Genomic DNA, 14,729 nt, shown 5'->3' with positions numbered 1-14,729 from the left:
ACTTGTTAGCGCCCTGTTTGTCTTTTTCTATAAGACCTGTGCTCAACCATCACGCCGATGATCTGGATGTGCTGCCGGTCGGAGTGCATGGTTGGGTAATCGTCGTTGAGGGGGACCAGTTCAAACACCTCTTGGCCATTCTCATCGATGCCGCGGGGCCGGTACTTCTTGAAGGTGGCCTCTTCGCTGCCGTTCTTGGCCACGACGAAATCCCCAGGTTGGGGCGCTTCTTCAGGGTCAACAATGATGAGGTCACCCTCCTTGAAGAAGGGTTCCATCGACTTACCACGCAACCAGAGGCCGAAACCACAAGGGCCGACATCGACCCCCGCCGTCACATACTCGACGTTGCCATCGAAGGCAGTAGCCTGCTCGCACATCTCGTGCCAGTGGCCGGCCTGGACATAACTCAACACAGGCACGCGCGTTCCTTGCGGGATCACGGCCGGTTCGACGTTGTGATATCCGGGCATAGCTTCCGGTGTAGGCTGTCCCCTCGCCTCCCCCTCACCAGTCAGAAGCCAGTCAACAGTGACCCCCAGCGCTGCCGCTAAATCATTGAGATAGCGCCCTTTTGGCTGGTTAAGTCCCGACTCCCACTTGCTAACAGACGCATGGGAAATACCAACACGTCTGGCAAGTTCAGCCTTACTCATTTTCTGTGCCTGCCGGCTGGCAGTTATGCGGTCATTAATCGTTTCCATGAAACCTAAGTTACCATTCCGAAATAACACTTAAGTATCAAACTCTCTTGACTCCCACTTATTACATAAGTTACGCTCCAGCCACAAATGATCCTTAAGTTATATTTGTGGGGCCAGAAATGCAGAAACATGACGTCTTAGAACACTTCGGCAGCATCACTGCCATAGCCAAGGCCATTGGGATCTCTCACGCCGCGGTCAGCAAGTGGGACGAAACCATCCCCAAAGGCCGCGCCTACCAAATCGAGGTGCTGACTGACGGCAAGTTAAAAGCCGACTCGCGCAGCGTCCCGCCACAACCAACCCCTTGTGTTTGAACCCCCTGAGAAGGATTCACCATGACTGCTCGAATCAAACCCATCCGTATCCCCAGCGACGTAAGCCAGTTGCCGCTTGATTACCCCTTTGGCAATCGCGTCAGCGAAAGCCTAGAAGAGTACGCCAAGCGCCAGGGCATGAGCATTGGGGCTATCAAGAAACGCGCCGACCGCGGCCAGTTGCCCATCTTGCAAGACGGTCCGGGCGCACCTCGCGAGGTCAACCTTTACGCCCTGTTCCTGCAGGCCCGTTATCAGGCCGAGCGCTACGTCACCATGACGCTCGCGTGAACCTGCAGACACCATAACGGGTCAAGGAGAACCTCGCATGTTTACCGAATACGCCAGCAAACATCCGCATTGGATTAGCGCCTGCCAACGCTTTGCGGCCAGTCACAACATGGCCGAGATCGCCCAACGGGTCGGCATGAACCCGCAGCTCCTGCGCAACAAGTTAAACCCCGATCAGCCCCATGAACTGACGGTAGCCGAGCTGATTGCCATCACCCAAGCGAGTGATGGCGATGAAACCCTGTTCGATGGCGCCCTGTTTGGCTGTGGCTTGACGGCAGTTGCCATCCCCCAGGCAGAACGGGCCGCTTCCCTGCCACATCAGGCGATCGACCTGAACGCCAAGATCGCCAGCATTGGCCAGCGGGCGCTGGAGCTGACCGAGCGTGGCCGGATCACCCGTTCTGAACGCAACACCCTGGTGAGCGTGGCCACATCAGCCATGGGCTCACTGGCCATTTTGATCCATGACGTCGAACAACGCTTTCAAGCGATACCAGCCTTGGCCTGTGCATCAGACATCCTGATGCAAGCCGCGACCATGTAAGGGGGAGCCCATGCAAAAACACATTGATTCGGAACAGCGCAACCTCGCCGGGCTGACGCCAGCGGAACAGGTCGCCATGAACACCGCGGGCTGCATGCTGCTGCGCGAAATTTTCGGCAAGACCCGCTCCAGCTTGGATACCGACTGGTTGGCTATCAGCTCAGCCAAGAAGGCAGCCATCTGCACCATCGCCCGTCAGTCACGCGGCCAACTGATGACGGCGACCCTTTCCACCCTTCCTCATGCACAGCGAGAGGCAATCCGCTTGGCGGTACTGGCGCTGGATTATCAAGGGGAATTTCGTGGCGGCTGTGACAGCAAAGTGTGGCATCCCGCACCGGTCACCCGGCCTATCGGAGATATCGAAAGACAGAAGAAGGAACGTGCAGCCAGGCTGCAGCAAAGACGCGCTATCGCGGCAGGTATTGCGATGTGCCAACAGGGCCCGCGACCCATCGGGCAATAAAAAGCCCGCATTACGGAGCTGCAACTCCAAGCGGGCCTCTATCAACAACGTATGAGGAAGTCGACATGACAACTTTAGCGATCCCCTGCGCTCTGCGCAACCTTCGCATCCAGCAACGCAAGCTGACGGGCCGGTATGGCGCCCGTCTGAGCCAACACCCGGACGGCGTGGCGCTTATCGAGCGCTCCACCGCCCTGGCTTGGGCCTCTCTGTTTCACCGCATTAACCCCTGCACCGCTCAACAAGGAGCCTGACCATGACCGCACAACCGACCCAAATCAACCTGCTCAATCATCATGCCGCCAAGCGCCTGCGCCAGTTGCGGGAGCAGTTGGCCCTGAGCCGCCCCAAGTTTGCCGCGCTGCTGGATATCCCCCCGACCACGCTCAAGAACTACGAGCTGGGGTACCGCGAGATTGGCGGCGGCCTGTTCCTGCTCATTGCCAACCATGCAGACCTGAAACAGCACATCGACTGGCTGCTGACCGGGCAAGCCCCAAACCAGATAGCGGAGGCCTGACCATGGCCGCCGTTATCACTCGCCACACCGAACCCACTATCAGGGCCGCCAGTGCCTACCTGGCCAGCCGCGGTTATATCAACTGCGGCACCACCTGGCTGCGCGGCCAGCACGGATACGCCCGCATGGAGCGTCTGACGTCTGGCTCTATCCGCATCGTGGAGGGGATCGCATGAAAGGTCTGTTTAACCACATCCATCCACAGGCGGCCATCGCCGCCCTGCATGAGCTGTCTACCCGGCTGCAGGGCCATACCCGGCATTCTTATCTCTACCGTGGCTCGGAGGGGAACTCCCTTCGAGCCCAAGCCCAACAAAACCTGCGCTGGCATCAGCTGTTTCGCGCGCTGAATCAGAGGGAGCCGGCATGAGCATTGACGCCATTCATATCGCCCAACGGGCCGAACTGGCCGTGTTGCCGCTGTTGACCGAGCTGTTGGCCAGTGGCGAACAGGAGAACCGCATCGCCCTGGGGGAGCTCTACTCGGGCGACCAATACATCCAGGTGCAATTGATCGTGACCAGCAAACAAGAGGATTTGCTGGATGACGATTCCGTGATGGGGGACGAGGCATGACAGCTGACCTGTTTGAACTGGAGGCCCCTGTTGATAACGCGGGCTGCGGTGAAGCAGGCCCAGCCCATATGCAGCCACCGGCACCGGTCAGCCAGCTGACCAAGCATTGGCAAGCGGCGATGGGCGAATACCTCATCGCCCCGGAGAACGGCGAGGTGGCAGAGCTGCTGGCACTGGGCACGATCCGTGCCTTGTACTGGCTGGCGCTGGGCAGTGGTGAAGCTGCGCTGGCGGCCACCATCGCGAACTGGTGGGCGGATGTGTCGCCCATGCACGGACTGGGAGAAACCATCAAATGAACTACCGCCTGATATCAATGATGGAGCGGGACTTGGGGTGGTGGTGGGAAGACCTGCGGGGCGCCAGTGCGCGCCTGCAAGGTTACCAGCGCCTGCTCATTGAGTGCCGCCAACTCTCGCCACGGCCAAGGGCCACCATAGCGCTGACCCTGCGCCAGTGCGCGGCGGCCCGTCGCATCTGTGCTCATTCCTCCTTCGTGATCAAGGGCCACCGCTGCGCCCTCAACTCGCTGCTAGGTACTACTGCCCAATGACCCGCAATACCACCAAGCTGCCGCTGTCCAAACGGACACTGCGGCAGCGCATCGATACCCTTGCCAACGCCCTGCCCCACCTCGACCTAAGTGCCCTTGGCCCCGTGTTTACCGGCACCCCGGGCCAGAGCGATCTGGTCTGGGCCATACAGCTGCTTGATGGCCTGTCACAACAACTCACGCTGACCTTGTTCAAGCAGTACGTGCGACGCCGCAAAGATGGCACCAGCCGCAATTGCCGCAACGCCAACATCTGGCTGCGTGAACGTACCAAGTGGGTGCGAGGCCTTATCCAGGCGATCCCGGTCGACCCGCACACCATGCGCGATGAAGAGGGGCGCAAGCGTGTCGCCCACCTGTTCGCCAACCAGACGGCCGCGATCTGGCGCCACATCGAGCAAGGCATCAAAGCCGGCGAGGAGCCGGATCTGCTGCTGACCTGGGAAGCTATCCGTCAACCGGCCGATCAGTGGGGGTTCACCCCACGGATGCCCAAGTTCAAGAACCAAGAAAGCCAGGATGAATGGATCATCCGGGTGATGGTGCGCCTGCTCTCTGCCAAGTGGTGGGAACGCAGGGTTAACCGTTGCTGGGACAGACTGCAGGAGCACATCGCCATTTTGCTCGGCAAGGTGCGTAAAGGGGTGTCCGCCTATATCTCGAACGCCACCATGAAGGTGGTGCGCGAGCGCAAGCGGGCCATGATGCGCTGGCTGGCCGAGTCGGAGGTGATGAACGCCCAGTATGACCTGGTGGTGTCGATGAAGGATTGCTGGGAGGCCAGCACCTCCAACCCGGTCAACCGCCGCAATGAAATGATGACCCGCATGCGCGGCTTTGAGGACTACGCCGAGGAGCAAGGCCATGTGGGAGTCTTCTTTACCTGGACAGCCCCGAGCAAATTTCACTCCTGGACACAGCAGCGCAACGGCCGGGCCATTGAGAACAAACGGTATGCAGGCGCCACCCCGCGTGAAACCTGCGCCTATCTGGCCAAACTGTGGAGCCTGACCCGAGCCGCCCTCAAGCGGAGCAATACCCCAGTCTATGGCTTTCGGGTCTGCGAACCCCACCATGACGGCACACCGCACTGGCACCTGCTGCTATTTATGCGCCCGGCCGACAAGTGGCGGGTGATCAGCACCCTGCAGCATTACGCCCTGAGCCATGACCACCAGGAGCTGGAGCGTAACAACCAGGGGATCCCCTTCACCGACATCACCCCCCGCTTTGACTGGAAAGAGATCGACCCGGCCAAAGGGGATGCCACCGGTTACATCGCCGCCTATATCGCCAAGAACATCGATGGCGAACACCTTGATGGCGATGACGAAGCCGGCACCAAAGCAGACATAGGTGCCCAACATGCCTGCGCCTGGGCAAGTTGGTGGGGGATCCGCACCTTCCAGCAGATCGGCGGTGCCCCGGTCGGAGTGTGGCGCGAGCTGCGCCGCATCAGCAACGCCAAGAAGCACGGCGATCTGGTGGGGCCACCCAAGCCGGTGCTGCAAGACCCACGCTTTGAGGCGGCACGCTATGCCGCGGATAACGGCATCTTTCGCTGCTATATCCAGGCCATGGGCGGTGCCCTCTCAACCCGCGCCGAGCACCCCATCAAGCTGGCCCACCTCATCGAGGAGCAGGCCAACTGCTACGGCGAAGACATCAAACGCCTAATGGGACTACACACCGCCCGCTTAGGGATCAAGACCCGTCTGCAAGGGTGGGAAGTGGTGCCCGCAGGCACCCATGAGGCCACCAAGGCCGCCGGATCGTCGGGCTGGGATGTTGAAGTTCAGTCGGGCGACAGCCCGGCTCCTTGGAGCTCTGACAATAACTGTACGCGGCCGGATCCTGAGGCGTTCGCGGATCAGTTGATGGCAGAGCAATGGGGGTTATCTCCCTTCTCTATCGACCGTTTGCGGGCAGGCGCCAGCGTCACAGCTGACGGTTTCACCCTCTGGCTTGAGAACGGCCAGGTGCAGTCGTGTCGATCACTACCAAGCGAGCCGGACTGGATGCCAGAAGGCCAATCGACAGCAGAGCCGAACCAACCGGATGAGTACGCAGTACCAGAAGGCGATCAGGACTGGCCGATGCTGGTCCAGCTCTGCGCCGATGTGTACCAGGCGCAGGGCCATACCGGCACCCGCTGCTGGATCGAGATGCTACCGCAGCCCTATCAGTCAGAGATGTGGCGGGAGCTGGAAGGGTTGGATGCGCCGAAATGGATTCAGGAACAACACAACTACATCGAACAGGCGTTTGTAGGGGGCATCGATAGTCCGATACCATAGAAAATGGTAAGCTCCTTAGATAACATTTGCGAAGACCATTTTCTCTTCATAATCAGGTGTCTTTATATAATGGCAAGAAAAATTTGGACTGTTGGTCTACGAAATGATGAGAGAACTGCTGAAAACATTGGTATTGCATTAGATCATTCCATATGGGGCATGATGAATGCTGGCGAACACAAAAACATAAAAGCAGGTGACGCTGTTATTTTTCTGATTGGCGTGTCTATAAATAACATTGATGACATGCGTAAAAACCCTATCTATGCAGACCCAAATAACATCTTCCCAAATTATAAAAATGAATTATTAATTAGAGAGTTCGTTGAAGAATTCAAATTTAAAGTTGACACAGTCCTTTATGGGGATGTAAACACCAACTTCTTTATTGATAATTCTGAGGTGTGGCCACCAAGAGTTACTAAGAAAAATGATAAAAAGACGGGTGAGGAGATAACCAAAGAAAACTATTATGCAAACCGTTTTAAATGGACGCTGACTCACCAAGCATCTGATGTGCTGTTAACCCCCACTCAGACCAACATTGAGTTTCATTCGAACGTCATTAAGGCTCTGCGTAGTAAACGCTTGGAACAATCAACAGTCACTGACATTGAAGAAACCACACTCCTATCATTGTTAACTGAGATTGAACCTAGCTCTCCAGATGAGGATGAGTATCAAAGCCTTGTAGAAAAACTGCCTGCAGTGCCCCTGAAACCAGGTCCCATAGAAGTTCCCCAGAAACTTAATGCCAACGCAAGTGAGAAGGGGAAATGGAGCAGAAAAGGCTCCATGGCTAAAAGTGCACTTGAATCAGCAAATTTCGATTGTGAGGTAGACCAAACACACAAAACGTTCACCTCGAGAGTAACCAACAATAATTTTGTCGAAGCGCACCACCTGATACCTATGGAGATGCAAGATAAAATAAAGTTTAGTCTTGATGTCCCTGAAAATATATTATCACTATGCCCAAACTGTCATAGTATGTTTCATCACTCACACGTAGTCGATGTAATAAATCTACTGGAGTATTTTTTCAATCAGCGTAAAGAACGTTTGATAGAAAGAGGGATAAACATTACTCTTGATGAACTGGTAGGATTTTATGTCAAAAACTAACAACCAAAGCGAACAGAGCCATGAATTTCTTAAGGAACAGTTGAGGCAGTTTGCAACAAAAAGAGATTGGAATAAATTCCACAATGCTAAAAATCTATCTATGGCTTTATCAGTGGAAGCTAGTGAGTTAGTAGAAGTTTTTCAATGGTTGACGGAAAAGGAAAGTGAAAACTTAAGTGAAAAGCAACATATAAAAGTAGAAGAGGAGCTCGCGGACATATTCCTCTATCTCCTGAGAATATCAGATGTTGTAAATGTTGATCTCTTTGATGCAGCAAATAAAAAACTGCTATTGAATGAAGAAAAATACCCTATACAAGTCTCTTTCGGAAATGCAATTAAGTACTCCGATAGATAACTTTAGGCATAGTTGTAACAAAGGTTTTAGGGAGCAATTAAACAGGGAAAACATAACGTATACACGTTGAGCCGCAAAGAGTACCGCCGCCTGGATAAGTAGGCGACCGGTATACTCCAGCAGCGCTGGCCAACCAAGGAGAACAACCAGTGGGTGGGGATGCTCAAGAGCAAACAGCAGACCTTGGCCTGCACCATTATGCGCAACCGTCACCCGCGCCCTTCCAGCCATCGCAGCCAAAGAACCGAACCGTATTAAGCCTTAGCCCCCCACTGTTCCGGTGCACTCAGCGGATGGTCGACCAATGGGCCGCCATCATATCGAGGAAGAGCTCATCTCTGTGACTATCGACCAGAGCGGCACCCTCCGGTGCGCCATCAAAGACCGCCTCCTTTAGATCGTATCGGGTAGCCCGACTGAGCGCGCCAACTCAGACGCTACCGAATGGCTTAACTACACCTACAAGCCAGCACAACACCAGGTTGTGGCGGATCAACGCCACATTAACATGTAGGAGTCGTCACAAAATAACTTTCAGTAAATACCGCTCAGGGCCTGTTAGAATGACCACCAGAAAGCCGTCTCCTTTCCCTTATCCCTTATTACGCCGGCCTACATCTTGGCCAGCTAAACCATGTGATACGTGTAACCTCGATCACAATCCCGGTTTGTTTTCGAAAACAAAGCTTGGTAGCTCCTTCCATTGCCGCGCCCAGCTTTGTTTTTGCAGCGTTGCAGGTGCTAGCACCATAATATGGGGGTTCAAAAGAATATTTATAGACAGCTCACACTGGTTAGTAATATGATGATTATAAAATTATTTCCATTTTTTATCACGAGAATGATGCTGGCTTATGCGTAAGGCTAGATTTATGGATTGATACCGTTCTTCATCAAATCACTATTAATTTTTTCATCCAAATGGTAAGGACCTATGAAACCAAAAGTATTTATTGGCTCTTCAAGAGAAGGTGTGCACATTGCAGACGCAATCCATGCAAACCTGTCATACGATGCTGAATGCACAGTTTGGAAAGATGGCGTATTCCAGCTTTCTAACTCCACACTCTCCGATTTGATTCGTATACTGCGCGATTCAGATTTTGGCATCTTCGTATTCTCGCCAGATGACATTACCGTAATGAGAGGAAATACCAACCAAGTTGTACGTGACAACGTATTATTTGAACTAGGGCTTTTCATCGGTCGTCTTGGATCAGAGAGATCCTTCTTTCTTATACCAGACAATGCGGCAGACCTTCGACTCCCTAGTGATCTAGCCGGAGTTACCCCAGGTAGATATGAAGGTGCTCGTACTGATGGAAACTGGATGGCGGCCCTTAATCCGGCTTGTATGCAAATTAAGATGCAAATGACTAGACTAAAGCCATTCCAAGATGCGCCGCTAAACGACGTTGCACCTATTCCAATAGAAAAAGAAACAACCACAACCTCATTCAAAGGAAAGATATATCTTGAGGAATACAAGAATAGCTATCTCATCAAGGGAGATACGAAGCCAATACGCTCGGATCTTAAAGCTTGGGCAAGCTGGAATCCAAACTTAGCTGCTTGGGTTTTGCCTAAAACCAAAAAGGATGATTTCGAGAGCGAGTTCGCAGACTTACTTAGCTGAGATTCTAATCATTTTCATAGCGGAACACCGACTGCCAAGCATTATCTCACGATAAGTGCATATGAACAATGTATGACAGTTTCAAGTAGATTGAGAATAACAACTGGGGGCGCTATTGCGCCCCCAGTCCTTTCTGTACCAACTGCCGCCCCTCTGGCGTCAGCGACCCCATCAAGCTCAGCACCAGCTGGTTCGTGGTCTTGGCCGAGGGGCTTAGGGTGTGGGCGAATGACAAAGTGGCCACCCAGCTATGGCCACACTCCGCATCGGTGCACTGACAGTAGAGATCCGAGACATCGTCGCTCAGTCGGTTGGTCTTGGTAATGCGGCCCCGCTGGCCACACACTTTGCAATAAACCCGCATTACGCCCCCTTTTCTATCCAAATCAACAGCCTATCTTGCCACAGCAAACACTGTTTGTTTATACAGCCGAACCGATATTCTCCCGAAAATCGACCCAGAGGGAGCGAGGGAGTCCCGCACTGTTAATGGCATCCTGGATAAGCTCGCACAGTGGCAGCACCTCGTTCCTCGCATAGGTGGCATCGTACTTCTCGGGATCCCCAAGCCCTCCCCCGCCATTGGTCGGGATGATACCGGCCAGCGCGGCCGGAAAGCGGTGGCTGGTCAGTACGTCCTGGGCGGTGATCCCCTTGATGGCAGCAAACTCATCCTTGGTGGCGATGTCCCCCACCGGAATAAGCTTTATGCCGTCGGGCTTGCCATCCGGGATGTTGACGAACATGGAGCGGAAGTTCCCCACCCCCTTGCTGTTGGCAATCTTGTCCTTCATCTCCTGTTCGGTGTCATCGTCCATGTTCGGGTCGGTGGCGTAGAAGATGAATCCCATGTGGGCGCCGTTGAGGAAGTATTTGCGCCGAAACAGGGTGGCATCCTGGTTGAGCAGGGCCGACTGCAGGCCGCCCAGGTAATCGGGCATGCCATAGACCTGCTGCTCGGGGTCGTACTGAGCTAGCCAAATCACATCCTCCGGCCGGTAAATCAGGTTCGGCTTGCCCTGCTGCTGCAGGTAAACAAAGCAGCCATCCTCACGCCGGCGCAGGTATACGCTCGATAGCGGGTGCAGCCCCACCACCTGGCCAAAGCCGTTACGAATTTTAAGCAGTCCTGCATCCCCGAACTGCAGATAGTTGTGCACGAACGCCGTGATGGTGGCGCGCTGGTTGGTAAAGCGCCCCGCCACCATGTTGCGCCGCGCCATCAGAATGGCCCCGTGGTGGGCGTTGGCCCGGGCCACCTTGGCCAACCCCTTGCGCTCGATGGGCGGCTGGTAATACTCGCCGTAGGGGTTGTAGAACACTCCGGTGTAATCCGTCATCCAGGCGGTGGGGTCTATCTCTTCCGGCATGCTGAACACCACGGAGGGGCGAGTGGAAGGGGTGGCCGCCTTGGCCGGTGCTTGCTGTCGTTTGGTCATGCTGCCTTTCTCTCCTGGCTGGTGACCCAGCTGGATTTTCGTTTGCGGTTTGTATCGAGTGGCTCGTTGGCCACGGCGTGGGCGATGGCAAAAAACACGTCGGCATGGCCGGTCACGTTGTCGCGGGCAGCCCGAAACGTCATCTGGCCGCCGCCGGTAGTGCTGCGCTTGATGGCGAGGAACGCCAGCGGTATATCCCGATCCGAGCTGTCCCACTCGATGCGGTTGGCTTCCACCACGTCGATCATTTTGAGTACCAGCTGCGACTTGCTCTCGATGCTGTAGTTGATGGGGTGGCACACCCCTTTGAACACGGGTTTTAACAGGTCAAACACCCCGGCGCCGATGCCGGAGACATCGACCCCGAGATACGTGACCCGAAACTTCTTGGCGATGCGCTCAATCTCCTGCGCCTGGTACTGGAAGTTGAGCCCGCGCCAGTAGTGCTTTTCCAGCACCCGGAACCGCTCGCCGGCGGCGGTAGGCGGGGCGACCACCACTAGGGTGGCGTTGTCGCGGGTGCGGCTCGGGTCGTAGCCCAGCCACACCTCCCGCCGGCCAAACGGGTCGGGACGCCCGGGCTTGTAGTCCTCCCAGCGGGTCGGGTCCACCCCTGCCCGCTCCATGTCCTGGAACTTGAACACCGACAGGGCATCGTCGATAAACCGGCACAGATACAGGCGCTCGAACACCTCCTCCGGGTACTCGTCTTTGAGCTCCTCGATGTCGATGAGGTTGCAGCCGAGGCGTATGGCATCCTCGATGGTGATGACGTAGCGCCACTGCCGATCGGGACAGATGCGCCCCCCGTCGCGCAGGTCATCTTCACTAGGGAAGTCAACAGCCTGCCGACTTGGGCGAGTACCCTTCCAGCGATCCCCGGTCCAGAACCGGTACGCTTCGTGCACCTTACTCGATGGCGTGGAGAAATAGGTTTTACGCCAGTGGCTCTGGGTGGCCATGGCGCTGGAGACATCGGAGAGCCGCTCGAAGTTGGGGATCCAGAAATACTCATCGATGTAGACGTTACCGGAGCGAGACTGGGCGCTGTTGGAGTTGGTGGAGCAAAAGATAAGCTCGGCGCCGTTCGACAAGACGATGGGGTTGCCGGTCAAGGTGACCCCCAGGAAGGTCTGGGCAATCTTGCAGATATAGGAGCGAAACACCTCCGCCTGGGCCCGGGTGGCGGACAGGAAGATCTGGTTGCCGCCGGTCAAAATGGCATCTTCCAGCGCCTCGCCGGCAAAGTAGTAGGTCATGCCGATCTGGCGTGACTTGAGGATATTACGGGTACGCGGCAAGGCCGGGTCGTTCTTGGCCTCCCGGCAGCGCAGCTGATAGCCAAACAGGGTACCCAGCCACTCGCTAAAGTCGGCCTCTGTCAGGTGGCCGATCTGGTTCTTGCCCTTCTTGCCGCCTTTGCCCTTGCTGCTGCCGCCATCCTGGGCGCCTCGGCCACGGCGCGGCCGCTCAGTGGCGGGTTCATCGCCACTCTCGCGGCGAGCGGTGAGTGCCTGCTGCCGTTCTGCCCACTTGAGCGCCTTCTCTTTGAGGCTGACATGGTGGCCGATGAGCCGGTCCAGCTCGTCCTGCTCGCCCGGGGTTTTCTTCTCGCGGTCCAGCAGCACATTGACCCGGCGGGCGATGGCATCCTCTACCGCCTCATCAGTGAGCAGCTCCCGCCAGCCGAGCTTTTCGGCCCAGTAGTAGACGATTCGGCAGGAGTTGAGCCCCAGTTCGTCCTTGATCTCCTGGGGGGTCCATCGCTTAAGGTAGAGTCCCCGCGCGGCATTGCGGATCTCTTCGGGATACGCCACGGCGCCTCCATCGATATGAATGATGGCGCCATCATAGCCAGCCCACTATCCCCACTTATCCCACTGATGTTCTGAGCAATTCGGATATCCCGCTGGATCCGAATCCCCCCGAACACAACCGGATGAAACCCCCTCGCCGACCCGATAGCCTGAGCCCGCATCTTATTGGGAGCAGGCATGAACGAATCAACCTTGAGAACTGGCTGGGTCTGTATCGCCACCGAAGGCAAAGCGGTGGACGGCCGAGACATCACCCGCGAATGGCTGGTCGACATGGCCGAGACCTACGACCCGACCTATTACACCGCCGTCATCTGGCCGGAGCATGATCGCTGGTCCAGCTATGGCACCGTGCAGGCCCTCAAGACCGAAGAGGTAGACGGCAAGCTCAAACTGTTCGCCGTCCTCTGTCCCAACCGGGACCTCGTTTACTGGAACCAAAGCGGCCAGTACCAGTTCTGCTCCATCGAACCGTTCGAGCAGTTCGCCGATCTGGGCCGAACCTACTTGATTGGCCTGGGCGTCACCGACCAGCCCGCCAGCACCGGCACCACCCATCTCAAGTTCAGCAAGAGCAGCAAGGGCCAAACCATCGGCACCAGCGAACCGCTGGATCTCTCCATGTTCAAGCTGCCCAAGCACGAGAAGCCCGACAGCCTGCTCTCAAAGCTGTTCAGCCTGCTGTCCAGCCATGGCGAGCACGAACCACAACCCACCCCCAGCCAATCCGAGGATGAGGAAATGAAACCAGAACAGTTCGATCAGATGCTGGGGGCCCTGACAGGCCTTGGCACCAAGATCGATGCCTTCAGCGCCAAGCTGGAAACCAAACCGGAGGCCGAACCGGCACCGGTCATCGACCCGGTAAAAGAAGACAAGCCCGGCGTCACCACCGAGCAGTTCAACCAGCTGCAAACCCAGCTCAGTGAACTGACCGCCAAGATCGACCAGTTCTCCGTTGAAGTGCCGGGCCAACGCCCGGGCGCGCTCGGCGGTGACGATACCCCCACCGCATATTAAGGAGCGACCGTGAGTCAGACCCTAACCGTCCAGGCCCGTCAGCGCCTCGAAAAATACAGCGCTGCCCTGGCCAAGACCTATGGCATCCCCGTTAACGTGCTGGACAAACAGTTCAGCGTCATCAGTGGCCCGGTGGAAACCGGCCTGCGCGCGGGCCTGCTCGCCTCGGTCGAGTTCCTGAACCTCATCACCTGCATGGATGTGGATCAGATCAAGGGCCAGGTGGTGCAAGTCGGCATCGGCAAGCTGTTCACCGGCCGCAAGAAAAATGGCCGCTTCAACGGCAAGGTCGGCGTGGATGGCAACACCTACGAGCTGACCGAGACCGATTCGTGTGCCTCGCTCGACTGGGCGACCCTGTGCGTCTGGGCCAACGCTGGCAGCGAGGGCGAGTTCATCCGCCTGGTCGGTGAGTTCATCAACACCGCATTCGCCCTCGACATCCTGCGGGTCGGCTGGAACGGCGTATCTGCCGAAGAGACGACCGACCCCGAGGCTCATCCGCTGGGTGAAGACGTCAACAAGGGTTGGCATCAGATCGCCCGCGAGTGGAACGGCGGCAGCCAGATCATCAAGGCCGGGGCCGGCAAGAAGATCCACTTCGACCCGGACGGCAAGGGCGATTACAAGACCCTGGACGAGATGGCCTCCGATCTTATCAACACCACCATCGATCCCCTGTTCCGCCAAGACCCGCGCTTGGTAGTGCTGGTCGGTACCGAACTGGTGGCGGCGGCCCAAGCCAAGCTCTACAGCGAAGCCACCAAGCCGAGCGAGCAGATCGCCGCCCAAAAGCTGGCCGAGTCAATTGCTGGGCGCAAGGCCTACATCCCGCCCTTCTTCCCGGGCAAGCGGATGGTGGTCACCACCCTGGACAACCTGCACTGCTACACCCAGCGCGGCACGCGCAACCGCAAGGCCGAGGATAACCAGGATCGCAAGTGCTTCGATAACCAGTACTGGCGCATGGAAGGCTATGCCCTGGGCGAGCACCTGGCCTATGGCGGCTTTGAAGAGGCCGACATCGAGATCGGCGCCGCGCCGGCAGTACCCGAGGCCTAAG

General features: G+C 56.6%; 21 protein-coding genes. 17 read left to right on the top strand and 4 right to left on the bottom strand.

Annotated elements, in window-relative coordinates; genetic code table 11:
- Positions 1-5: 5 nt before the first annotated feature.
- Positions 6-704, bottom strand: coding sequence for a LexA family protein (locus BN1128_RS19075; protein ID WP_042871665.1), 699 nt, complete (start codon positions 702-704; stop codon positions 6-8).
- Positions 705-823: 119 nt separating this feature from the next.
- Here BN1128_RS19075 and BN1128_RS19070 point away from each other — a divergent pair, with 119 nt between their 5' ends.
- From BN1128_RS19070 to BN1128_RS19005, 15 genes are all read left to right on the top strand, one after another.
- Entirely contained in the window at positions 824-1,021 is a 198-nt protein-coding gene (locus BN1128_RS19070; protein WP_042871663.1) for a Cro/CI family transcriptional regulator, read from the top strand.
- A 21-nt stretch (positions 1,022-1,042) separates the two neighbouring features.
- Positions 1,043-1,312: a hypothetical protein gene (locus BN1128_RS19065; protein WP_042871660.1), complete on the top strand. Its 270-nt coding sequence runs from the start codon at positions 1,043-1,045 to the stop codon at positions 1,310-1,312.
- Positions 1,313-1,349: 37 nt separating this feature from the next.
- Positions 1,350-1,859, top strand: coding sequence for a phage regulatory CII family protein (locus BN1128_RS19060; RefSeq protein WP_042871658.1), 510 nt, complete (start codon positions 1,350-1,352; stop codon positions 1,857-1,859).
- Between the two features lie 10 nt (positions 1,860-1,869).
- Positions 1,870-2,325: a hypothetical protein gene (locus BN1128_RS19055; RefSeq protein WP_042871657.1), complete on the top strand. Its 456-nt coding sequence runs from the start codon at positions 1,870-1,872 to the stop codon at positions 2,323-2,325.
- A gap of 65 nt (positions 2,326-2,390) precedes the next feature.
- Entirely contained in the window at positions 2,391-2,579 is a 189-nt protein-coding gene (locus BN1128_RS19050; RefSeq protein WP_042871655.1) for a hypothetical protein, read from the top strand.
- 2 nt (positions 2,580-2,581) lie between these two features.
- Positions 2,582-2,845 carry a helix-turn-helix domain-containing protein gene (locus tag BN1128_RS19045; RefSeq protein WP_042871654.1) on the top strand — a complete coding sequence of 88 codons (264 nt, stop codon included), beginning with the start codon at positions 2,582-2,584 and terminating at the stop codon, positions 2,843-2,845.
- 2 nt (positions 2,846-2,847) lie between these two features.
- On the top strand, positions 2,848-3,021 hold the full coding sequence (locus BN1128_RS25955) for a hypothetical protein (RefSeq protein ID WP_167335823.1): 174 nt from the start codon (positions 2,848-2,850) through the stop codon (positions 3,019-3,021).
- Positions 3,018-3,215, top strand: a complete 198-nt coding sequence (locus tag BN1128_RS19040; protein WP_042871652.1) for a hypothetical protein — start codon at positions 3,018-3,020, stop codon at positions 3,213-3,215. The genes BN1128_RS25955 and BN1128_RS19040 overlap by 4 nt, the downstream gene beginning before the upstream one ends.
- Positions 3,212-3,421 carry a hypothetical protein gene (locus BN1128_RS19035; RefSeq protein ID WP_042871650.1) on the top strand — a complete coding sequence of 70 codons (210 nt, stop codon included), beginning with the start codon at positions 3,212-3,214 and terminating at the stop codon, positions 3,419-3,421. Before BN1128_RS19040 ends, BN1128_RS19035 begins: the two co-directional genes overlap by 4 nt.
- A complete protein-coding gene (locus tag BN1128_RS19030; RefSeq protein WP_042871648.1) occupies positions 3,418-3,720 on the top strand; it encodes a hypothetical protein in 303 nt (100 codons plus the stop codon). The genes BN1128_RS19035 and BN1128_RS19030 overlap by 4 nt, the downstream gene beginning before the upstream one ends.
- Complete coding sequence (locus BN1128_RS19025) at positions 3,717-3,974, top strand: hypothetical protein (RefSeq protein WP_042871646.1); 258 nt, start codon at positions 3,717-3,719, stop codon at positions 3,972-3,974. Before BN1128_RS19030 ends, BN1128_RS19025 begins: the two co-directional genes overlap by 4 nt.
- On the top strand, positions 3,971-6,271 hold the full coding sequence (locus BN1128_RS19020; protein ID WP_042871644.1) for a replication endonuclease: 2,301 nt from the start codon (positions 3,971-3,973) through the stop codon (positions 6,269-6,271). Before BN1128_RS19025 ends, BN1128_RS19020 begins: the two co-directional genes overlap by 4 nt.
- Before the next feature lie 69 nt (positions 6,272-6,340).
- On the top strand, positions 6,341-7,396 hold the full coding sequence (locus tag BN1128_RS24170; protein WP_167335822.1) for an HNH endonuclease: 1,056 nt from the start codon (positions 6,341-6,343) through the stop codon (positions 7,394-7,396).
- Positions 7,383-7,754, top strand: a complete 372-nt coding sequence (locus BN1128_RS19010) for a nucleotide pyrophosphohydrolase (RefSeq protein WP_042871642.1) — start codon at positions 7,383-7,385, stop codon at positions 7,752-7,754. Before BN1128_RS24170 ends, BN1128_RS19010 begins: the two co-directional genes overlap by 14 nt.
- A gap of 934 nt (positions 7,755-8,688) precedes the next feature.
- Complete coding sequence (locus tag BN1128_RS19005; RefSeq protein ID WP_042871641.1) at positions 8,689-9,390, top strand: nucleotide-binding protein; 702 nt, start codon at positions 8,689-8,691, stop codon at positions 9,388-9,390.
- A gap of 112 nt (positions 9,391-9,502) precedes the next feature.
- Here the strand turns inward: BN1128_RS19005 and BN1128_RS19000 are convergent, their stop codons facing one another.
- From BN1128_RS19000 to BN1128_RS18990, 3 genes are read right to left on the bottom strand one after another with little or no spacing between them, the layout of a single operon-like run.
- Entirely contained in the window at positions 9,503-9,754 is a 252-nt protein-coding gene (locus BN1128_RS19000) for an Ogr/Delta-like zinc finger protein (protein WP_042871638.1), read from the bottom strand.
- Positions 9,755-9,812: 58 nt separating this feature from the next.
- The gene (locus BN1128_RS18995; protein WP_042871636.1) at positions 9,813-10,829 is read right to left on the bottom strand and encodes a phage portal protein; all 1,017 of its coding nucleotides are present in this window, start codon (positions 10,827-10,829) and stop codon (positions 9,813-9,815) included.
- The gene (locus BN1128_RS18990; RefSeq protein ID WP_042871635.1) at positions 10,826-12,646 is read right to left on the bottom strand and encodes a terminase large subunit domain-containing protein; all 1,821 of its coding nucleotides are present in this window, start codon (positions 12,644-12,646) and stop codon (positions 10,826-10,828) included. Before BN1128_RS18990 ends, BN1128_RS18995 begins: the two co-directional genes overlap by 4 nt.
- A 177-nt stretch (positions 12,647-12,823) precedes the next feature.
- On the opposite strand from BN1128_RS18990, the gene BN1128_RS18985 reads away from it, so the two are divergent.
- Together BN1128_RS18985 and BN1128_RS18980 are read left to right on the top strand one after the other, a co-directional pair.
- Entirely contained in the window at positions 12,824-13,666 is an 843-nt protein-coding gene (locus BN1128_RS18985) for a GPO family capsid scaffolding protein (RefSeq protein ID WP_042871634.1), read from the top strand.
- 9 nt (positions 13,667-13,675) lie between these two features.
- Positions 13,676-14,728 (top strand): phage major capsid protein, P2 family, encoded by a 1,053-nt coding sequence (locus BN1128_RS18980; RefSeq protein ID WP_042871632.1) that lies wholly within the window; start codon positions 13,676-13,678, stop codon positions 14,726-14,728.
- Position 14,729: the final 1 nt, after the last annotated feature.

Source organism: Aeromonas piscicola (assembly GCF_000820005.1).
Taxonomy (GTDB): Bacteria; Pseudomonadota; Gammaproteobacteria; order Enterobacterales; family Aeromonadaceae; genus Aeromonas; species Aeromonas piscicola.
The sequence above is the reverse complement of the archived record's forward strand: the minus strand, read 5'-3'. Positions and strand labels throughout refer to the sequence as shown.